24 protein-coding genes are annotated in these 19,782 nt (G+C 69.2%); 8 read left to right on the forward strand and 16 right to left on the reverse strand.

Going from position 1 to position 19,782, the window contains the following annotated elements:
- Nucleotides 1-41 precede the first annotated feature (41 nt).
- From IEY26_RS10290 to IEY26_RS10310, 5 genes are all read right to left on the reverse strand, one after another.
- Complete coding sequence (locus IEY26_RS10290) at nt 42-1,199, reverse strand: metal-dependent hydrolase family protein (protein WP_188978595.1); 1,158 nt, start codon at nt 1,197-1,199, stop codon at nt 42-44.
- A 51-nt stretch (nt 1,200-1,250) separates the two neighbouring features.
- Nucleotides 1,251-2,213 (reverse strand): phosphotransferase family protein, encoded by a 963-nt coding sequence (locus IEY26_RS10295; protein WP_188978597.1) that lies wholly within the window; start codon nt 2,211-2,213, stop codon nt 1,251-1,253.
- 52 nt (nt 2,214-2,265) lie between these two features.
- Nucleotides 2,266-2,670 carry a glutaredoxin family protein gene (locus IEY26_RS10300; protein ID WP_188978599.1) on the reverse strand — a complete coding sequence of 135 codons (405 nt, stop codon included), beginning with the start codon at nt 2,668-2,670 and terminating at the stop codon, nt 2,266-2,268.
- Nucleotides 2,671-2,770: 100 nt separating this feature from the next.
- Complete coding sequence (gene gfcR / locus IEY26_RS10305; RefSeq protein WP_188978601.1) at nt 2,771-3,430, reverse strand: transcriptional regulator GfcR; 660 nt, start codon at nt 3,428-3,430, stop codon at nt 2,771-2,773.
- A complete protein-coding gene (locus IEY26_RS10310; RefSeq protein WP_188978603.1) occupies nt 3,417-4,511 on the reverse strand; it encodes a glucose 1-dehydrogenase in 1,095 nt (364 codons plus the stop codon). The genes gfcR and IEY26_RS10310 overlap by 14 nt, the downstream gene beginning before the upstream one ends.
- 108 nt (nt 4,512-4,619) lie before the next feature.
- On the opposite strand from IEY26_RS10310, the gene IEY26_RS10315 reads away from it, so the two are divergent.
- Nucleotides 4,620-5,840 (forward strand): HAD family hydrolase, encoded by a 1,221-nt coding sequence (locus tag IEY26_RS10315; RefSeq protein ID WP_188978605.1) that lies wholly within the window; start codon nt 4,620-4,622, stop codon nt 5,838-5,840.
- A 9-nt stretch (nt 5,841-5,849) separates the two neighbouring features.
- Here IEY26_RS10315 and IEY26_RS10320 read toward each other — a convergent pair whose 3' ends face one another.
- Nucleotides 5,850-6,116 carry a hypothetical protein gene (locus IEY26_RS10320; RefSeq protein WP_188978607.1) on the reverse strand — a complete coding sequence of 89 codons (267 nt, stop codon included), beginning with the start codon at nt 6,114-6,116 and terminating at the stop codon, nt 5,850-5,852.
- A gap of 96 nt (nt 6,117-6,212) precedes the next feature.
- Between IEY26_RS10320 and IEY26_RS10325 the strand changes: the two genes are divergently transcribed.
- From IEY26_RS10325 to IEY26_RS10340, 4 genes are all read left to right on the forward strand, one after another.
- On the forward strand, nt 6,213-7,124 hold the full coding sequence (locus IEY26_RS10325; protein WP_188978609.1) for a dihydrodipicolinate synthase family protein: 912 nt from the start codon (nt 6,213-6,215) through the stop codon (nt 7,122-7,124).
- A gap of 38 nt (nt 7,125-7,162) precedes the next feature.
- On the forward strand, nt 7,163-8,395 hold the full coding sequence (locus tag IEY26_RS10330; protein ID WP_188978611.1) for a mandelate racemase/muconate lactonizing enzyme family protein: 1,233 nt from the start codon (nt 7,163-7,165) through the stop codon (nt 8,393-8,395).
- 239 nt (nt 8,396-8,634) lie between these two features.
- Nucleotides 8,635-9,585 carry an acetamidase/formamidase family protein gene (locus IEY26_RS10335; protein ID WP_188978613.1) on the forward strand — a complete coding sequence of 317 codons (951 nt, stop codon included), beginning with the start codon at nt 8,635-8,637 and terminating at the stop codon, nt 9,583-9,585.
- Between the two features lie 165 nt (nt 9,586-9,750).
- Nucleotides 9,751-10,326 carry a flavin reductase family protein gene (locus IEY26_RS10340; RefSeq protein ID WP_188978615.1) on the forward strand — a complete coding sequence of 192 codons (576 nt, stop codon included), beginning with the start codon at nt 9,751-9,753 and terminating at the stop codon, nt 10,324-10,326.
- A gap of 16 nt (nt 10,327-10,342) precedes the next feature.
- Here IEY26_RS10340 and IEY26_RS10345 read toward each other — a convergent pair whose 3' ends face one another.
- The 3 genes from IEY26_RS10345 to IEY26_RS10355 form a co-directional block, all read right to left on the reverse strand.
- The gene (locus tag IEY26_RS10345) at nt 10,343-10,663 is read right to left on the reverse strand and encodes a transcription factor S (protein WP_188978617.1); all 321 of its coding nucleotides are present in this window, start codon (nt 10,661-10,663) and stop codon (nt 10,343-10,345) included.
- A 57-nt stretch (nt 10,664-10,720) separates the two neighbouring features.
- Nucleotides 10,721-10,978: a DUF5789 family protein gene (locus IEY26_RS10350; protein ID WP_188978619.1), complete on the reverse strand. Its 258-nt coding sequence runs from the start codon at nt 10,976-10,978 to the stop codon at nt 10,721-10,723.
- A gap of 143 nt (nt 10,979-11,121) precedes the next feature.
- Nucleotides 11,122-11,892 (reverse strand): enoyl-CoA hydratase/isomerase family protein, encoded by a 771-nt coding sequence (locus tag IEY26_RS10355; RefSeq protein ID WP_188978621.1) that lies wholly within the window; start codon nt 11,890-11,892, stop codon nt 11,122-11,124.
- Nucleotides 11,893-11,988: 96 nt separating this feature from the next.
- Between IEY26_RS10355 and IEY26_RS10360 the strand changes: the two genes are divergently transcribed.
- The gene (locus tag IEY26_RS10360; RefSeq protein ID WP_188978623.1) at nt 11,989-12,477 is read left to right on the forward strand and encodes a DUF5797 family protein; all 489 of its coding nucleotides are present in this window, start codon (nt 11,989-11,991) and stop codon (nt 12,475-12,477) included.
- 5 nt (nt 12,478-12,482) lie between these two features.
- Here the strand turns inward: IEY26_RS10360 and IEY26_RS10365 are convergent, their stop codons facing one another.
- Genes IEY26_RS10365 through IEY26_RS10375 form a run of 3 tightly spaced genes read right to left on the reverse strand, consistent with a single transcriptional unit; the run spans nt 12,483 to nt 14,789 of the window.
- Entirely contained in the window at nt 12,483-13,328 is an 846-nt protein-coding gene (locus IEY26_RS10365) for a hypothetical protein (protein ID WP_188978625.1), read from the reverse strand.
- A gap of 2 nt (nt 13,329-13,330) precedes the next feature.
- Nucleotides 13,331-14,353, reverse strand: a complete 1,023-nt coding sequence (locus IEY26_RS10370; protein ID WP_188978627.1) for a DUF5787 family protein — start codon at nt 14,351-14,353, stop codon at nt 13,331-13,333.
- Nucleotides 14,354-14,360: 7 nt separating this feature from the next.
- Nucleotides 14,361-14,789, reverse strand: coding sequence for a bis(5'-nucleosyl)-tetraphosphatase (locus tag IEY26_RS10375; RefSeq protein WP_188978629.1), 429 nt, complete (start codon nt 14,787-14,789; stop codon nt 14,361-14,363).
- 196 nt (nt 14,790-14,985) lie between these two features.
- On the opposite strand from IEY26_RS10375, the gene IEY26_RS10380 reads away from it, so the two are divergent.
- Nucleotides 14,986-15,321 (forward strand): uS10/mL48 family ribosomal protein, encoded by a 336-nt coding sequence (locus IEY26_RS10380; protein WP_188978631.1) that lies wholly within the window; start codon nt 14,986-14,988, stop codon nt 15,319-15,321.
- 51 nt (nt 15,322-15,372) lie between these two features.
- Here IEY26_RS10380 and IEY26_RS10385 read toward each other — a convergent pair whose 3' ends face one another.
- On the reverse strand, nt 15,373-15,792 hold the full coding sequence (locus IEY26_RS10385; protein ID WP_188978633.1) for a DoxX family membrane protein: 420 nt from the start codon (nt 15,790-15,792) through the stop codon (nt 15,373-15,375).
- A gap of 210 nt (nt 15,793-16,002) precedes the next feature.
- On the opposite strand from IEY26_RS10385, the gene IEY26_RS10390 reads away from it, so the two are divergent.
- On the forward strand, nt 16,003-16,359 hold the full coding sequence (locus IEY26_RS10390) for a winged helix-turn-helix transcriptional regulator (RefSeq protein WP_188978635.1): 357 nt from the start codon (nt 16,003-16,005) through the stop codon (nt 16,357-16,359).
- On the opposite strand, the gene IEY26_RS10395 is transcribed toward IEY26_RS10390, so the two are convergent.
- From IEY26_RS10395 to IEY26_RS10405, 3 genes are all read right to left on the reverse strand, one after another.
- On the reverse strand, nt 16,360-17,808 hold the full coding sequence (locus IEY26_RS10395) for a Na+/H+ antiporter NhaC family protein (RefSeq protein ID WP_188978637.1): 1,449 nt from the start codon (nt 17,806-17,808) through the stop codon (nt 16,360-16,362).
- 105 nt (nt 17,809-17,913) lie between these two features.
- Nucleotides 17,914-18,180 (reverse strand): DUF7513 family protein, encoded by a 267-nt coding sequence (locus tag IEY26_RS10400; protein ID WP_188978639.1) that lies wholly within the window; start codon nt 18,178-18,180, stop codon nt 17,914-17,916.
- A complete protein-coding gene (locus IEY26_RS10405; RefSeq protein ID WP_188978641.1) occupies nt 18,177-19,736 on the reverse strand; it encodes a Na+/H+ antiporter NhaC family protein in 1,560 nt (519 codons plus the stop codon). Before IEY26_RS10405 ends, IEY26_RS10400 begins: the two co-directional genes overlap by 4 nt.
- Nucleotides 19,737-19,782 lie beyond the last annotated feature (46 nt).

A 19,782-nucleotide genomic window follows, 5' to 3' on the forward strand; every position in this document is an offset into this window, starting at 1 on the left:
TGGCGGTTCTCGGAGTCGGACGCGCGTGCTGCGTCGCGCTCTCAGACGACGGTGCCGTCGGCGACGACGGCGCGCGGGCTGGTGTAGGCGCTCGCGTCCTCGCGCGGGTCGCTGTCGAGGACGACGAGGTCGGCGCGATACCCCTCTGTGACGCGTCCGACGTCGTCGAGGTCGAGGAGGTCGGCGGCGTTGACGGTCGCGGCTTCGAACGCGCGTTCGGCGCTGAGGCCGTAGTCGTGCATGAGTTCGAGCTCGTGGGCGGCGTCGCGGTGGTAGTTGAACGGCGTCCCGGCGTCCGTTCCCATCGCAATCGGGACGTCGTGGTCGAGGGCGTGACTCCAGGCGTCCTCGAAGGCGTCGGCGGCGTCCTCGGCCTTCGCGACGGCCCAGTCGGGGATTCCGGCCTCGGTGCCGTTCTCGACGATACCGTGGATGGCGGAGGCGGTGGGCACCCAGTAAGTGTCTTCGTCGGCCATGAGCGCGGCGGCTTCGGCGTCCATGAACGTCCCGTGTTCGACGCTCGTGATGCCGGCGCGCGTCGCGTTCTTGATGCCGGTGACGCTGTGGCAGTGCGCGGCGGTCGGCCGGCCTTTCGCGGACGCGGCGTCGACGAGCGCGTCGAGTTCCTCGGGGCTCATCTCGTACCCGCCGATTTCTGCGCCCTCGGTGAGCACGCCGCCGGTGGCCATCGTCTTCACGACCTCCGCGCCCTTCTTCAGCTGCTCGCGGACGGCCTTCTTCACCTCCGCGGGGCCGTCGGCTTCGCGGCCCGCCCAGTGGCCGTGCCCGCCGGTGACGATGACGGCGGACCCACAGGGGACGACGCGCGGCCCCTCGACGAGGCCTTCGTCGATGGCGTCGCGGGTGTCGGGGCCGAGCGTGCCGGCGGAGCCGAGGTCGCGGACGGTCGTGACGCCCGCGCGCACGGCTTCCTGCATGTTCTTCGCGGCGCGGTACGCGAGCTTCGACGCCGACTCGCGGCGGATCTCCTCGGTGTTCGGCCGGCCGTCCATCGAGACGTGGACGTGCGAGTCGATGAGGCCGGGCGCGACGACGCCGCCGTCGCCGTCCACGACGACGTCCGGGTCGTTCGCGCTCGGCGATTCGCCGACCGCGGTGATCTCGCCGTTCTCGACGACGACCGGGCCTTCGCGCGCCCCGTCGACGTCCACGACTGTCGCGTTCTCGATAACGAGCATACTGAGAGTGGTGCACACACCACGAAAAAGGCGCAGGTAGCGGAAACCCCGCTAGCACGCGTCGAGTCGCGCGGTCATCTCGGCGTCCACCCACGCGACGAAGTCCGCGTCCTCTTCGTCGACGAGGTCGAGGTACTTGTCGACGTAGCCGGAGACGCCGAGGAACCGGACGGCGGCGTAGACGGGCTCGCGTTCCGCGTAGCCCTCGGGGAGGCCACCGGCGACCGAGCGGTAGCCGTCGAGGCAGGCCTCGCGGACGGCCGCGGGCGCGTCCTCGCGGAGCCCGGCGAACTGCTGGTCGAGCGCGCGGTAGAGGTCGCGCGCCGGGTCGCCGACGTACGCGAGCTCCCAGTCGAGAAAGCCCACCGCTTCGCCGTTCCAGACGGCGTTCGGCATCGCGGGGTCGCCGTGCGCGAGCGCCGCTGGCGCGTCCGAGAGCAGGTCGCGGTTCGCTTCGACGGCGGCTTTCACGCGGTCGAAATGCTCGTCGAAGCGGTCCGTGCTCGCGAGGTCGCGCGTCCACTCCACGCGCTCCGCGAGGAGCGTCGGCCACGAGCGCTCGGCCACGTCGAGGCCGCCAGCGTCGCCGCCGGTGACGTGGCCGTGTGCGTCGAAGCGGCAGTCGTGGACGCGCGCGAGCGCGCTTCCGACCGCGCGAGCGAGCGGCAGGCGATCGCCGCCGCTCCGCTCGCCCCAGGGGTGAATCAGCGACTCGCCGTCCATCGGCGCGGTCGCGAGATACGGCGTCGCGCGCGCGGTGTCGCTCGCGACGACGCGCGGCACGGGAACGCCGGCGTGCGCGCGGACGTAGTCGATGACTGCTCGCTCCCGCCGGATGCGCGTCGGGTCGCCGTCGAGACCGACCTTCACGTATCGCACGTCGCCGTCCGCGAGCGTCACGCGCGCGGTGGCGTTCGCGTCGTTCCACGACGGCCCCGCCGATTCGACGGCCGCGATTTCGCGACGCGGGAACGCGGCCGACACCGCCGCCGTCACGCGGTCACGGTGCTCCATACGCGCTCGTGGAGCGGGTGAGAAAAAGGCGCTTCGAGTGTGTGCGGACCGTTCAGAAGGGGGATTCGATGCTCTCGTCGGCCGGGTCGTCCTCGGCGTCCGAGAGCTCTTCGTCGCCGTTGAGCGTCTCCGCGAGTTCGCCGCGCTCGTCGAGCTCCGCGAGAATGTCGCTCCCGCCGATGAACTCGCCCTCGACGTACGTCTGCGGAATCGTCTCCCAGCCGGAGTGCTCGTTCAGCGCCTCCCGGAACGCTTCGAGGTTCTGGAGCGTATCCACCGTCTCGAAGTCCTCTCGATACTGACTGATGAGGCCGACCGCGCGCTTGCTGAACCCGCACTGCGGCATCATCCGGTCGCCCTTCATGAAGAGGACGACTTCGTTGTTCTCGATCGCGTCGTCGACGACGTCCTGCACTTCGTCCGCGTCGAGGCCCTCGCCCATCGGGTCGAACGTCATACCTAGGTGATGGCTGTGAAGGTGGAAAAGACTTCCCCGTACGAGCCGACGCGACAGCCGGCGAAATACCCGTCCGAGCCGACGCGGTGGCGGGTGGGCGTTATTCGCTTTTGCCGACGCGGATGACTTGGAGGAGGGATTCGACGGGGATGCCTTCGAGTTCGTCGACGCCCTGTTTGTCGACGAGGACGCCGCAGGCGAGGGCGTCGCCGCCGGCTTCGTCGATGGCGGTGACGGCTTCGGTCATGGTCGTGCCGGAGGTGATGGTGTCGTCGACGACGAAGCAGCGCTTGTCTTCGACCTGCGCGAAGTTCCGGCTGAACCCGCCGGTGAGGTTCTCGATGTCGCCTTCGTTCCACTGGTGTTTGCGGGGGGTGTAGGTGCCGATGTCGGAGGAGAGTTCGCGGGCGACGACGGTGGCGAGGGGGACGCCGGCTTTCTCGATGCCGACGACGACGTCGACGTCGTGGGTGTGTTCGCGGAGCTGGTCGGCCATGGCCGCGCCGACGGAGCTGAGGCGCGCGCCGGCTTCACCGATGGCGCTCCAGTCGACGTGGACGTCCTGTGGGCCGTCGGTGGCGGGGGGACGGTGGCCGCGGCCGGGCTCGCGGTCGTCGGCGTCGGAGTCGCCGCCGGCGCGTTCGACGAGCCAGGACGCGGTCTCGCGGGAGACGTTCAGCTCGTCCGCGATTTCGCCCTTGGAGAGGCCGCGGTCGGAGAGCTCGGCCGCGCTCTCGATGAGGTCGTCAACGTTCTTCATACGTGGCGAGTTCGACGGCCGTCTTGATGGTCGTTTCGTCCTCGCGGAACGCTGCCGCCGGGTCGTCGAAGGCGGGGGCGACGGTCGTGAGGGCGTCGAGGAAGTCGGTGTCCATATCGGCGAGGGCGTCGGCGGCGGCGCGGAAGTGCCGGGCGTTCGAGTTCACGCTCCCGACGACGGCCTTGTTCGAGAGGACGGCGTCGCGGTGGACGTGGGCGAGCGGCACGGATTCCTCGTGGGTGCCTTCGGGGACGCCGAGGAGGGCGGCGACGCCGTTCGGCGCGAGCGCGTCGAGCGATTCGACGGCGTGCGGCGGGTGGCCGGTCGCCTCGACGACGAGGTCGGCGGGCTCGTAGGCGTCGGCGAACGCGGCGAGCGGGGTGTCGCGGGCGTCGACGTAGGCGGCGTCGAAGCGGTCGAGGACGCGGACGCTCGGGTGGTCGGGGTCGCGCTGGCCGAGGCAGTACACAGTGTCGTAGTGGCCGGCGGTCGTCGCTCCGTCGGTGAGCGCGGCGACGGCGAGGAGGCCGAGCGGGCCGTTCCCGAGGACGAGCGCGGTGTCGGGCTCCCAGCGGAAGGAGGAGCGGGCGGCGGCCGCGAGTTCGAAGGCTTTCTCGACGACGCTGACGGGTTCGACGAGGAAGCCGTAGTCGGCGAGGTCGTCGGGGAGTTCGACGAGATCGGCGGCGGGGCTGGTGACGTATTCGGCCATGTAGCCGTCCGCGCCGTCGATGCCGCGTTCGACGTAGCCGCCGGGCGGAGCCATGTCGGGTTCGCCGCGGTCGAAGTAGGGGTTCGGGCCGCCCGCGGGCGGGCGGCGGACGGTCGGCGCGACGACCGCGCCCTCGTCGAGGTCGGTGTCGTTCGCGTCGACGACGACCCCGACGGCTTCGTGGCCGAGGACGAGTTCGTCCGCGCCCTCGGGGAAGCCGCCGTGGTCGCCGGCGATGACGGCGTGGTCGGTGCCGTCGACGCCGACGCGGAGAACGCGGACGAGCGCCTCGCCTGACGCCGGCGTCGGCGGGTCTCGCTCGACGACGCGGGGCGTCCGGTCGTCGCGGCCGACGGCGATCGCGTGCATATCCGTACTCCGCGACACGCCGACAAAAAGTTTATTCTATATCGAGTAATTATTGCTGGCTGCGCGGGGCGGCGTCGGACTCTTGGCTCCGCCGCGCCACTACCGACCATGACCGACCGCTACGACGAACTCTACGCGGTCTACGAGACCGTCGACGCGGAGACCATCCGCGCCTACCAGGACCTCGTCGACCTCTACCCGCCGCTCGACTCGTCCGTCGCGCTCTCCTACTGGGAGGACGCGAGCGAGACGCTCGCCGAGAAACGCGCCGACGTCGCCGACCGCTACGGCGAGGGCGTCGCCGACCTCGTCGCCCGCGCCTCCCGCGACCAGGCGTTCACCGCGCTCGACCTCTACACGTCCTACGGACGCGGCGTGAACGTCCTCGTCCTCGACGTCGACGAGACCCTGCGCTCCGCCGGCCACACGGACAACGAAATCCCCCGGGAAGTCCTCCACCTCCTCACGGAGTTCCACGAGGCCGGCGTCCCCATCGTCATCTGCACCGGCCAGACCCTGGAGAACGTCAAGGGCTTCCTCATCCAGGGGTTAGGCAACGAGCTCGTCCACTCCGGCGACCTCAGCGTCGTCTACGAGACCGGCACCGGCGTCTTCACGCCGGGCCACGGCCCGGAGACGAAACGCCTCCTCTACGAGGACCTCGACGACGACGTCACCGAGGTCTTCGCCGAAGTCCGCGCGCGCGTCCTCTCCGACGCGCCCGGCGACATCCGCTCCGGCTGCCACCTCCAGGGGAACGAGTTCAACGTCACGCTCAAGCCGAACCACGAGACCGGCACCGAGCGCGCCGTCGACGTCGTCGCGCACGCGCTCCGCTGGCTCCTCTCCCTCCTCGGCGACGCCGTCTCCGACGCGAACGAGAGAGAAGTGAAAGCCTACTACGCGGCGCAAGACCCGGAAATCGCCGCCGTGCTCGACGCCGCCGACGACCGCCCCGACGTGTCCGTCCCGGACGCCGTCGCGGCGCGCCTCGAACGCATCGACGTCGCATACTACGAGGGCGACGCCGCCGAAATCGCGAGCAGAGAACTGAACAAAGTCGTCGGCGTCACCGCCGCGCTCGACGTGCTCGGCGTCGACGACCCGTTCGCGCTCGTGATGGGCGACTCGAAGAGCGACCGGCGCGTGATGGAGTGGGCGGCGGCGAACGACGCGGGCATCGCCGCCGCGCCGGCGCACGCCTCCGCGGGCGTCCGCGACTTCGTCGAAGCCCGCGACGACCTCGTCTTCGACAGCGGCCGTGCCGGCGACGTCCTCCGAACGACCTACGCGCTCAACCGCCTCGCAGCGCGAGCAGACGAGAACTAAACGAAGCCGCTAGGCGGCGAGTCGGAAGCGAACGGTGTCACCGGTGACGACGCGGCTCGACGCGGTGAGCGTGTTGTTCCCGGCGGCGCGGACGACGACGGTGTCGGCGCGGAGGCGCTCGCCGTCGAGTACGCCGAGGGCGGCGTGCCCGCCGCAGCGGTCGGCGAGCGCGTGCACGACGTCTTCGACGGTGGCGTCCTCGGGAACACCCACCCGAATTCGGTGGACGCCCGTGCGCGCGGCGAGCGACCCCAGTACCTCTACGGCAACGTCCATACTTCACCAACGGCTCGCGCCGGCAAAAAGTTTACTCGAACGTGAATTCGACACGAATGGTAACGTTGAGGGAGGGGGCACGCACAGGTTTCGCTGATGCCCGAGAACGCGCCCGCGCCCGGGAGCGCCGACCCGCTCGACCTCCACGGCGTCGTCCCGCCGACCCTCACCGCCTTCGACGAACAGGAGAACGTCGACCTCGAACGCACCGCCGCGCACGCCCGCTACGTCGTCGACCGCGGCGTCCACGGCGTCTTCCCGCTCGGCACGAACGGCGAGTTCCCGCTCCTCACAGCCGACGAGCGCGACGCCGTCGTCAAAGCGGTCGTCGACGAAATCGACGACGTCCCCGTCATCGCGGGCGTCGGCGCACCCTCCACGCACCAGACCGTCCGGCACGCCGAGCACGCAGAGGCCGTCGGCGCGGACGGCCTCGTCGTCGTCACGCCCTACTACTACCCGCTCGACGCCGAGGCCGCCGTCGCCCACTACGACGCCGTCGCCGACGCCGTCGACCTCCCCATATACGTCTACCACATCCCGTCCAAGACGGGGAACAGCCTCTCGCTCGACACGGTCGAGCGGCTCGCCGCCATCGAGAACGTCGCCGGCGTGAAGGACTCCTCGAAGGACGTCCCGTGGCTCGGACAGGCCATCGACGCGAACCCCGAGCTCACCTTCCTCTCGGGGTCGGACAGCCTGCTCTTCCCCGGCCTCGAAATCGGCTGCACCGGAGTGGTGTCCGCGGTCGCGAACGCCTTCCCCGAACTCGTCGTCGACCTCTACGACGCTTACGACGCCGGCGACGAGGACCGCGCGCGAGCCCTCCAATCGACGGTCTACGACGTCCGCAGCGCCATCAAGCGCGGCCCCTACATGGCCGGCGTGAAGACCGCGCTCGACCTCAAGGGCGAGGACTTCGGCGGGCTCCGCCGCCCGCTCCGCGCGATGGACGCCGTCGACCGGGCGGCGCTCCGCGACGACCTCGAACTCTTCGACCTCCTCTGAACCCATACGTTTACACGAACCCGAATAAACGATTATCCATGGTTGACTACGCGGACCTCCACGACCCGAACGCCGAGTACACGATGCGGGAGCTCTCGAGCGAGACGATGGGGCTTCAGGGCTCGCGCGGCGCGCGCGACGTCGAAATCACCGACGTGCAGACGACGATGGTCGACGGGAACTTCCCGTGGACGCTCGTCCGCGTCTACACCGACGCCGGCGTCGTCGGGACCGGTGAGGCGTACTGGGGCGCGGGCGTCCCCGAACTCATCCAGCGGATGAAGCCGTTCGTCGTCGGCGAGAACCCCCTCGACATCGACCGGCTCTACGAACACCTCGTGCAGAAGATGAGCGGCGAGGGAAGTGTCGAAGGCGTCACCGTCACGGCGATCTCCGGCATCGAGACGGCGCTCCACGACCTCGCCGGGAAGATTCTCGGGATTCCGGCGTACCAGCTACTCGGCGGGAAGTACCGCGACGAGGTCCGCGTCTACTGCGACTGCCACACCGAGGCGGAAGCCGACCCCGAGGCCTGCGCGGACGAGGCCGAACGCGTCGTCGAGGAACTCGGCTACGACGCGCTCAAGTTCGACCTCGACGTCCCCAGCGGGCTGGAGAAGGACCGAGCGAACCGCCACCTCCGGCCGGGCGAAATCCGACACAAGGCCGAAATCGTCGAGGCGGTGACGGAGCGCGTGAAGGACCGCGCGGACGTCGCCTTCGACTGCCACTGGACGTTCTCCGGCGGGAGCGCGAAACGCCTCGCCGCCGCTATCGAGGAGTACGACGTCTGGTGGCTCGAAGACCCCGTCCCGCCGGAGAACCTCGACGTTCAGGAGGAAGTGACGAAGTCGACGCTCACCCCTATCACGGTCGGGGAAAACCGCTACCGCGTGACGGAAGAACGCCGCCTGCTGGAGAACCAGGCGGTCGACATCATCGCCCCCGACCTGCCGAAGGTCGGCGGGATGCGCGAGACGCGGAAAATCGCGGACGTCGCGAACCAGTACTACGTCCCCGTCGCGATGCACAACGTCGCCTCGCCGGTCGGGACGATGGCGTCCGTGCACGTCGGCGCGGCGATCCCGAACAGCCTCGCCGTGGAGTACCACTCCTACGAGCTCGGCTGGTGGGGAGACCTCGTCGAGGAAGACCTCATCGAGGACGGTTCCATCACGGTGCCGGAAGAACCCGGTCTCGGCGTCACGCTCGACATGGACGCCGTCGAGGAACACATGGTCGACGGCGAGACCCTCTTCGACGAGGCCTGAAAGACCTCGTCGAGCAAGCAGAACGGCGTTCTGCCCAGTTCGACGAAGCCTAGCCTTCGTCGTGTTCGGGCGGGGCTGACAGCCGACACTCGGGGTGGTCGCGGGCGGTGTGTCGGACTCCCGCCGTGTTCGCCCGCGGTCGTTTTCAGCGGATACGGTGACGTCGCCGCGTTCCCGTATGTGAACTCTCGCCCCCGGTCGAACGCACCTTTATGCCGTTCGGCGCTCATTGGTACCGTATGGCATATTCTGTCGACTACGAGTTGGACGATAGCGACGAGAACGTCCATCACGTCTGGGACAACTCGATCGAGCCGGCGCTCACGGTCGAGCCCGGCGACGTGGTGCGGTTCGAGTGCCGGGACGCGTTCGACGGCCAGTTCGGGCCGGACGCGGAACTGGAAGACTTCCTGAACGCGAGCTTCGACCCCGTCCACCCCATCACGGGGCCGGTCTACGTCGAGGGCGCAGAGCCCGGTGACGTGCTCGCGGTGGAGTTCCTCGACTTCGAACACAAGGGCTGGGGGTACACGGGGTTCTTCGAGGGCGAACGCGGGTTCGGCCTCCTGCCGGAGGACTTCGAGGAGGGCGGCGTCCACATCTGGGACCTCGACCGCGACGTCGCGCACTTCGTGAACGGCATCGAGGTCCCCACCGACTGCTTCCCGGGAATCGCGGGTCTCGCGCCGGGAGAAGACGGCGAGTTCGGGACGCTCCCGCCACGCGACACCGGCGGGAACATGGACGTGAAACACGTCACGGAGGGGTCGACGCTCTACCTCCCCGTGGAGGCCGAGGGCGGGTTGTTCTCGACGGCGGACTGCCACGCCGCACAGGGCGACGGCGAGGTCTCCGTGACGGGCATCGAGGCCCCGATGTTCGTCACGGCGCGCTTCGACGTCCGAAAGGACATGGACATCGCGCAGCCACAGGTCCACTCCAGTCACCCGTACACGCCGACGGGGCGCGACGAACCCCAGTACGGAACCACGGGCATCGCGCCCGACCTGATGGACGCGACGAAGCTCGCGGTCCGCCACATGATCGACCACCTCGAAGCCGAACGCGGCCTCACCCGCGCGGAAGCCTACATCCTCTGCTCGGCCGCCGTCGACCTGAAGGTGAGCGAAGTCGTCGACGCGCCGAACTGGACGGTCACGGCGTACGTCGCTGACTCGCTGTTCCCCTGAGACGGCCTGGTGGACTCTCCAAGGGCGAGCGCCGAACGACGTGAGGCGTGAGGGCTTGGAACTCGGACGGTCACGGCGTACGTCGCTGACTCGCTGTTCCCCTGAGAGAGCGAACAGTCATCGGAGAACCGAAAGGCGGAGGCCGCGGTCGAGAGAAGTCGGAGTATGGAACTCGACGCGGACGCTGTCGGCTATCGCGAACTGTCCGGTGCGGTGGTTCCGCGACCCATCGCGTGGGTGAGCACGGAGAGCACGGACGGCACGCCGAACCTCGCGCCGTACTCCTTCTTCACTGTCGCGGCGGTCGACCCGCCGACGCTCGCGTTCTCCCCGAACAAATCGCGAGGGCGGAAGGATACGCCGCGGAACGCCGTCGAGACCGGAGAGTTCGTCGTGAACATCGTGACGGCGGACCTCGCCGCCGCGATGAACGAGACGAGCGCGACGATCCACGCCGACGAGGACGAGTTCGCCCACGCCGGTGTCACGCCCGAAGCCGCCGTGGCAGTGGCCGCGCCGCGCGTCGCCGAATCCCCCGTGAACTTCGAGTGCGAACTCCGCGACGTCGTCGACCTCGGCGGCTCCGACCTCGTGCTCGGCGAAGTCGTTCACGCGCACGTCGACGACGACGTTGCCACTGACGGGAAACTCGACACTGGGAAGCTCGACGTCGTCGGCCGCCTCGCCGGCAGCCAGTACTGCTACACGCGCGACCGCTTCGACCTCGAGCGACCCGACTGAGCGGTGAGAGTCGTGTTCAGTGGTCGTCTTCGCGCCACTTGTGCTCGCACTCGGTGCAGATGAAGAAACGCGTCTCTGACTCGTCCGCGGAGCGGATCTGCTGCATGTAGTAGTACGCCTCCATGTTCCCACACTCCGGGCACTTCACGGTCGTCTTCGGCATCCCCTGGTCTTCGGCGTCGGAGACGTCGATGACGCCCGAGTCCTCTTGCTTCCCGGCGCTGACGAACTCCGCGGTGTCGCCCTTCGGCTTCTCGAACCCGCAGTCCTCGTTCGTGCAGACCCACGTGCCGTCGCGGCCTTGCATCATCGAACCGCACTCGTCGCAGAACTCCATGATTACTCGGGCTAGTCCATCGAGCGTGATAAACGCGGTGTTTCGGCGGGTTCGCTCTCAGGCGTCGCCTTCGCTCTGCCCGGGTTCGCCGACCGCCTCCGTCGGGAGCGCGTTCATCACTTCCGTTACGAGATCCGCCGGATCGTCGAAGACGTCCTCCTCGATGCGGGCGAGCACGTCCGACAGCCGCTCGTCGCCGTCCGCGTAGACGAGCACGACGTCGTCGAGCTCCTCGCGCGCGTTGCTGTTCGTCATCGGATACGCGAGGTCCTCGACGGTGTCCTCTAAGTCCTTCAGCTTGACATCCCGGGCCATGCAGGGGAATACTCCACCCCACGTGGTAACTGTTGGGGCGAGAAGAGAAGCACCCACTGCCGAACCGGGTAGTCGTCTACACCGACCCGTCTGCCGAACCGGGTGGTCGTCTACACCGACCCGTCTCTCGAACCGGGTCGGAGTTATTCGAAGTCGGGGTCGCGGTCGTCGAGGAAGGCCTGCATGCCTTCGCGCTGGTCGTGGGTGCCGAAGAGGGACGCCCACGTGCGGCGTTCGAAGTCGAGGCCTGCGCCGAGGTCGGTTTCGTGGCTCTGGTTGATGGCTTCCTTCGCGGCGGCGAGCGCGAAGCGCGGCTGGTCGGCGAGGTCGCTGGCGAGCGCGGCGACGTGCTCGTCGAGTTCGTCGTGCGCGACGACGTCGCCGACGAGGCCGTACTCGTGGGCGTCTTGGGCGTCGAGGCGGTCGCCGAAGTAGATGAGGCGGCGGGCGACTTCGTCGCCGACGAGGCGGGGGAGGCGCTGCGTGCCGCCCCAGCCGGGGATGATGCCGAGGTCGATTTCGGTCTGCCCGATGATGGCGCGTTCGCTGGCGACGCGGAGGTCGCAGGCGAGCGCGATTTCGCAGCCGCCGCCGAACGCGTAGCCGTTGATGGCGGCGATGACGGGCGCGGGGAAGGCCTCTAAGTCCGTCGTGATGTCGTGGCCGAGTTTCGCGTACTCGTGGGCCTCCGTGGTGCTCATCGACTGCATGTGGGAGATGTCCGCGCCGGCGATGAACGCCTTGTCGCCCGCGCCGGTGACGACGAGCGCGTTGGGTTCGGCGTCGGCGGCGTCGGCGATGGCGGTGCGGAGCGCTTCGAGCGTCGGGCGGTTGAGCGCGTTCAGGCGGTCCGGTCGGTTCACCGTGATGGTCGCGACGTCGTCCTCGACGGCGAGTTGAATCGTCTCTGCCATACGTAGCGTGTCGAGTGACGGGGGAATAACCGTGTGGGGTTTTCGGGGCGGCGCGCATGGACAACACCAAAATAAGAGCGGGGGGAACGGGAGGGTATGAGTGACGACGGGGAGCTCGGAGCGGAGGCGCGCGAGCGCCTCGAAGACCTGGTGGAACTCCAGCCGACGAAGAACAAGGTCTTACAGGACCGCTGGGGGATGGAGTCGGGGAGCGACGTCCACCAGTACCTCGAAGGCGAGCTGAAAGACTACTACTACCGGGACGAGGACAGTTTGATTCGCCCGACGGCGGCGGCGACGGCGCTCGTCGAGGGTCGCGAGCTCGACGTCGTTGCGGTCCACATGACCGAGGACGAACACCGCGTCTTCGAGGTGTTGAACGCGCCGGACGACGAGTCGGAGAGCGTCGTCGCCATCCTCCACAAAGTACGGGAGGCGTTCGACGACCCCGAGCTGGGGACGAAGCCGGTGAAGTCCGCGCTCCAGTCGCTGAAGCGGAAGGGCGTCGTGGACGTCGTCTACCGAACGGTTCCGACGTACCGGCTGGCGGTGGAGCGAGAGCGCGTTGAGCGGACGAACGACTGAATATTTTACGCGGTCGTCACGCGGAAGTCGTAGTCGAGCGCGTCGCGAATCTCGTTGAGGCGGTCGAGGACGAGGACGGCCATCGCGTCGCCGCCGACGGGAATGCTGCCGGGCGGGCCGTCGCTCGCGCGGTCGAGGACGCTGTCGACGGCGCGGAGGAGCGGGTCGCGCGCGTCGTCCGCGGACGCCCACGTGAGGTCGATGCCGGTGTCCGAGCGGGTGGGGCGGGCGCGTTCGAGTCGGTGGAGCGGGTAGCTTCGCTCGTCGCGGCCGGTGCCGACGTCGAGCGACGTCGGCGTGAGCGCGTACTCGGTGTCGCGGACCGTCCAGGAGACGAGGGAGCCGACGGGGTAGACGGCGGCACCGTCGATGTCGGCGACGGCGAGCCAGGCGGCTTCGAGGAGCTCCCGGTCGTCGGCGGCGTAGAGGGCGCGGACCTGGCGGTTGCGGGGGACGGAGTGGTAGCGCGGTCGGTCGCCGTCGCGGACGGCGATTCCGTCGATGGCGTCGCGACGCCAGTCGACGGCGTCCCGCTCGGCGAGGGGTGCGCCGAGGACGCGGGCGAGCGCGGCTTCGTCGGCGGGGAGGGCGGCGACGCGTTCCGTGCCGTCGCCGCCGAGGACGCGGTCGGCGGCCGGCACGGGGTCGAGGTCGTCGAACGCGCTGGCGGCGTCGGGTGCGCGCGCGTCGAGTTCGGTCGGGGTCGCAGAAACGTGGACGTGGCTCGCGCTGTCGCAGGCGGCGTGTACGACCGCGTTCTCGGCGGCGAACGCGGTTCGGTCGTCGACGGACGGGCCGTAGTAGAGGCGGTGGGTCGCGTCGACGCCGCTGAGCGGGCCACGGAGCGACATATTTATTTCTCGTCTTCTTCCCATTTAATTTTCTCGGCCGCCGGACGGCGACGCCGGCGCTGGTCCGCGAGAACACGCTTCACGGTCTGTCCCGGGCCGCCCTCGATGGGCCACCCCTTCGTCCGCCACGCCGGCGGCTCCGGCGAGAACTCGCCGCAGGAACCCGAGCACTCCGCGGCCGTCACTTCTCGACCTTTCGCGTGGCAGTACGGCACGAAGTCGTGTTCGGCCGCCCGGAGGTCGAAGTACCGGCAGTCCGGCCGCATCGTGTCCGCGTACGACCGCCAGCCGCGCTCGTACGCGCGCTCGGCGATGCGGTACCGGCGGTCGCGCTTCCACCCCGGACTCCGGTAGTCGAACTCGCAGCCGTCGTCGGCCCGCGACTCGATGTGCGTGCCGGGTTCACCGGGAGAGAGCGTCGTCGGCCGCCAGGCGACGTCTGCCCGCATCTCGTCGTCGAACGCGAGCACGCCCGCCTCGACCGGCATCTCGGCGAGGAGCGCGCGCTCCCCTGCCTCGCGCGTTGCCACCCACACCTCGTCGGCGAGGCCGAGGGCGACGTCGCGCTCCATCTGGTCGGCGAGCGCGCGCGCCGCCGACGCGTCCAGGTCGGGTTTGTTCTCGATGGCGACTACGCGCTCCACCCACTCCGGGTAGAAGTTCGTGCGCCGGATCTCGATGCGGTTCCCGTTCCGGCGTTTCTCCAGCGCGTCACGCGCCGCCGCCCGGTGGATGTGCTCGCGGACGTACCGCCACGGGTAGCCCGGGTCGGGGAGACAGTCTCGGTAGTACGCCCACTCGCGGGGCGCGTGCTCGACGAGGAAGCGGAGGTCGCTGTCGAGCGCCCGTTCGCCGAAGGCCGCGCGGGCGTCGAGTTTCGTAGGGTCCGCCTCGACGACGACGGTGTCCCAGCGCCGCCGCTGGAGGCCGAGTTGGCGGGCGACGAAGAAGGCGTCGTGTTCCGCGAAGCGATGCCACTCGCGCTCCGCCCACGCGCAGACGCGGAGTTCGAACGGGAACTCCACGACGTCCTCAGGCCTCGGCCTTCTGTTCCAGGAACTCCTTGGCCTCTTCGAGGATGTCGCGCGGGCCGTCCTGCGTGATAGTGTTGATCGCCTGTTCGTAATCCCGCCACTGGAGGTCGGAGTGCTCGTTGGAGAGCTCCGCGGAGGCTTCGTGGGAGCGGGCGATGAACAGGTGGACCGTCTTGTGAATCCGGTTCCCGTTCGCTTCGAAGACGTAGTCGTACTCCTCTCTGAAGCCGTCGATGAGACGGAAGTCCTCGATGCCCGCTTCCTCCTGCACCTCCCTGATAGCGGTTTGCTGCAGTTCTTCGTCCCCCTCGACGCCGCCCTTCGGGAACTCCCAGTCCCCGGGCCGGCTCTTGAGGAGGAGGTATTCGCGCCGGCCGCGGGTATCCCGGAAGAGGATCGCTCCGGCGCTGGTCGCTTCGACCGTCATTACACCTCTCTAGTCGACCGTGGATTAAGAGAATGTCGGACGGACCACGAGGCGTTCGCGCGCTCGCGCGTCCCGCGCGAGGCCGCATTCGACGCCCGCCGTCGACGGCGACTGTCACGGACGTTCACCCCCGCCGGAGAACCCACACGACTTTTGTCGTTGCACGTTCTCGTAACGTGATACGCGCATCCCAGCTATGACCTTCGTCACAAAACTAACTCTCAACAGCGGGGACCGAGCGGCCCTCGACGGCGTCGTCGAGGACATCCGCGAGACGGTCCGCCGGAAGGGCGCGGAGTTCCGCGGCCCGCACACGAAACCGCCGAACAACCATCGAATCAGCCAGTACAAGGGCCTCGACGGCGACGACGCGGCGCAGTATCCGTCGTGGTCGTACACGGTCTACCGCCGGAAGGTCGAAATCGTCGGGCACGACGACCTCGCGCGGCAGATTATGGAGTGGGATTTCCCGGAGAGCGTGAAGATCGAAGCGGACATCGAGCACGTGCAGGCCGTCGGTTCGACGGCGTAAGCACTTCTCTCTACCCGCCGTACTCGCGAGTTACAGCGGCGGTGCCGCGTCTTAGAAGACGCTGTAGTTGACGGCGTACGCCCAGGTCTGGCCGCCGACGACGAGGAAGCCGAGCGCCGCGCCGGTCAGGCCGACGTTCTTGAGGAACTGCGTCCGCTCGTTCTGTTTCTGGTCGTCGGGGGCGGCCCAGTAGTCGTGGACGGTGAACGAGGAGACGAGGAGGAAGACGGCGATAGCGCCGGCGGAGAGGACGGGGAGGACGCCGAGGACGATGCCGAGGCCGCCGAGGACGAGCATCCCGCCGGAGACGAGGACGCCGGCGCGCGGGGCGGGGATGCCGTTGGCGTCGGCGTAGCCGGCGAGCGTGTCGGCGTTCCGGAAGTGGTTGAGGCCCATGTAGGCCATCGCGAGGCCGAAGAGGAGGCGGCCGAGGAGGAAGACGACGCCGCCGACGCCGCTGTCGATGGCCATCAGGCGGACACCTCCGGAGAGACGGTGGGTTCGGTGGCGGTACTCGCGTGCGTGGACGAATCGTGCGTCACAGCCGCCGATAGGGCCGACACCGGCATATATCCTCGCTAACTGATAGGTAAGGGGGTGTCGTCGACGCCATCACAGTAACACTGTGTAACCAGATTCGGAACCGAACCTTGAGGAGGGGGGAGGGCGTAGGGAGAGGCGATGAGTGAAACTTCGACGGGGACGGACGTGGCGAACGCGGCGTGTGGCGTGGTCGACTCCTTCGACCAGATCGGCTCGACGTGGCGGCTCGTCGTCCTCCACGACCTCCAGGGCGGCGAGAAGCGGTTCAACGAGCTCAAACGCTCCACGGACGCGTCGAGTCGGACGCTCTCACGGGTCCTCGACGACCTCGGCGAGCACGGCCTCGTCGACCGCCGTCTGGAGGAGGACGCGCCCGTGGCGACCTACTACTCGCTCACGGCGAAGGGCGAGGCGCTCTGCCCGGTGTTCGACGAGATCGAGAAGTGGGCGACGGAGTGGCTCGCGGAGTCCCCGGAACCCCCGGGGTCCGCGTAGTCAGTCGCCGCTGCGGGCGGCGAGCGCGAGGAAGACGAGGAGGAGCGCCCAGCCGTAGAAGACGAAGGGGAGGACGGCGGCGGGGTTGACGACCATCGCGGCGGCGTCGTACGTCTCTGCGAGCCCCGGCATCTGACTGTACCCGACGAGCACGCCGCCCGCCCACGGGAACATGTAGGAGGGGGCGGTGGTGGAGGCGTCGAGGAGGTTCGCGAGCCGGTGGGCGTCGATGCCGAAGCGCTCGCCGAGCTCTTCGAACATCGGGGCGATGCCGATTTCGATGGCGGTGTTGACGGTGACGAGGGCGTTGAGGCAGGTGCCGCCGACGAAGAGTGCGACTTCTGCGGTTCGGCGGCTGTTCACGTGCGTCGTGACGAAATCCCGGATGCGCGCGAGCGCGCCGCCCGCGGCCATGATTTCGCTGATGCCGACGACGAGGAGCGTGAGGACGACGAGGGGGAACGCGCCGACGACGCCGGTGTAGATGCCGCCGCCGACGCTGTCCGTGCCCGCCTGCTGGACGACGGGGAGGACGGAGAACGCACCGGGGTTCGTCGCGCCGAAGGAGAGGAGGTCCCAGGGGGCGGCGAGGCCGCAGGCGAGGTCGATAGCGGTGCCGACGATGATGCCCGCGGAGACCGCGGTGACGACGTGGTAGCCCGCCATGGCGAGCGCGACGACGAGGCCGACGGCGAAGAGGTGGAGGAGGCCGACGGGGTTCCCGGAGGCGACGGCGCTCGCGTCGCCCGCGATGGACGCGCCGGGGAGGACGAGGCCGGCGACGAGGAAGGCGACGAGCGCGAGACCGGAGGCGACGCCGACGGCCGGGAGGCGGGAGGTGACGGCGTCGCCGACGGGAACTCCCTGTGTCTGCGCGGAGACGATGGTGGTGTCGCTGACGGGTGCGAGGTTGTCGCCGAAAGCCGCGCCGGAGAGAATCGCGCCGAACGTGAGGACGGGACTCGCGCCGAGGAGCACGGCGGCGGGGAAGAAGAGCGTGACGAAGGCGACGACGGTGCCCGCGCCGCTGCCGACGCCGACGGCGAGGAGGCCGGCGAGGACGAAGCCGACGGCGGGGAGGAGGAAGGCGGGGGCGTCGAGCGCGGTGGCGGCCCAGACGAGGCCGTCGACGAACCCGCCGACGAGGAGGACGCGCGCGAAGACGGCCGCCCAGAGCCACGCGATGATGGCGGTGATGGCGGTGCGCTGGCCCATCCCCTCGATGAGGGCGGCGGCGTACTCCTCGGGCGGGTCCTTGGTGAGGACGAGGCCGGCGAGGAGGCCGACGAACGCGCCGACGGCGAGGCCGGAGGTGTCGCCGATGCCGAGCGCGCCGGTCTGCGTGACGGCCCACGCGACGAAGACGCCGAGCGGAATCGCGCTGGCGAGCGGGCCGCCGTAGAAGACGACGTCCGGGATGCGCGCGGCGACGTCGTGCCGGCGAGTCATATAGAAAATACTCACGAGATACGCGCGCAAAAAATACATGGCCCACGGCGCTCCCGAACCGGGTGGCGAGCGTCGCGAGAGCGGACGCCGCGCCGAGTGCGGTGCTCAGAACGCGGCGTCGCCGACGGTCACGAGGAACTCGGCGTCCCCGGTGTGGGCGGCCGCGTCCCAGTCGGTCACGCGGACGCGGACGCGCTTCCGAACGCTCTCGTCGGGGGCGTCGTGGACCGTCAGGACGCTGTCGCCGATGCGGGCGACGGCGCGGCCCTCGGCGTCCGTGCCGGTGACGACGACGACGAACTCCGACTCGGGGTCGAAGTCCGGGGTGTTCGTGCGGAACCCGACGCCGGCGAGGAACGCGTCGAGATTCATACGCGCGCCACCTCCTCGGCCTCGCGGTCCGTCGTGTACTCCAGGCCGTAGCCCGTGAGGGCCGCGGCGAGGAAGACGAAGAACAGGAACCAGCCGTGGAAGACGAACGGCCAGACGCTCACGGGGTTGACCTGCATCGCCTCGACGCCGTACTGCTCGACGAGGTCGGGCATCTGGCTGTAGCCCGCGAGCACGCCGCCCGCCCACGGGAAGATGTAGCCGAGCGCGCTCGTGTTCGCGTCGAGGATGTTCGCGCGGCGGTAGCCGTTGATGTTGAACTGCTCGCCGACGCGCGCGACGTAGGGCGCGATGGCGATTTCGGCGGCGGTGTTAATCGTGATCATCGAGTTGACGAGCGCGGTGCCGAGGACGAGCGTCGTCTCCGCGCGGCGCACGGACGTCGCGACCGTGGAGAGCAGGAGCTCCTGAATGGCGTCGAACGCGCCCCCGCGAACCATGATGCGCGCGCCGGAGACGATGAGCAGGGTGAGGACGATGAGCGGGAAGAACCCGGACGCGCCGGCGTAGAGGCTGCCTGAGACGCCGGACGCCGCGCCGTCGCTCGCGAACTGGACGACGGGGAGCCACGTGAAGGCGTCGGCGAACGGCGCGGTCGCCGGCGCGGTGAACAGGACGATTTCGCTCGCCGGCTCCAGCCCGAAGACGAGGTTGAAGACGATGGCGGCGAGGATGCCCCACGTGATGGCTTCGACGATGTGCCGGCCGTTCACGGCGGTGTAGATGACGACGCCCATCGAGACGAGGTGGACGAGGCCGACGACGTTCCCGGTCGGGAGGCCGTCGCCGCTCGGTGCGGACGTCGGCATCACCGCGCCCGCGACGAGGTAGGCGACGAGCGCGAGCGCCGCGGCGACGAACGCGTACTTCAACCGGGAGGCGACGACGCCGCCGATGTCCGCGTTCTGCGTCACCGCGCTCACGATGGTCGTGTCGCTGACGGGCGCGAGGTTGTCCCCGAAGACCGCGCCCGAGAGAATCGCGCCGAACATGAGGACCGGGTTCGCGCCGAGCAGCACGGTCGCCGGGAAGAACGTCGTGACGAACGTGATGGCCGTCCCGTAGCCCGTGCCGATACCGGTCGCGAGAAGCGCGGCGAGCAGGAACGTCAACGCCGGCAGCACGACGAGGAGCGTGCTCCGCGGAATCGGAACCGCTTGTGCGACCCAGATGAGCCCGGAGACGAACCCCCCGTCCTGGAGGAGCTGGGCGAACATCCCCGCCCACAGCCACGCCACGATAGCGGTCGCGGCGACGCGCTGCGTCATCCCCTCGAAGATCGTGTTCGCGTAGCGCTTCCAGTCGCCTTTCGCGAAGAACATCCCGACGACGAGCGCCGCCAGCATGCCGACGACGAGCCCCGTCGTGTCGCCGATGCCGAAGAGGCCGGACTGTACAATGGCCCACGCGACGAAGAAGCCGAGCGGAATCGCGCTCGCCCACCGGCCGCCGTGAAAGTCGAGCGCCGGTTCGTCGCGAGCCTGTTCGGCGTCACGGAGCTCCGCCTCGACGTCCGCGTCGAGGTCGTCTTCGGTCACGGTATCACCATATCACCTCGTTCCGTCGGCGTCCGCCAAATACCCC

The organism is Halocalculus aciditolerans, assembly GCF_014647475.1.
Lineage (GTDB): Archaea > Halobacteriota > Halobacteria > Halobacteriales > Halobacteriaceae > Halocalculus > Halocalculus aciditolerans.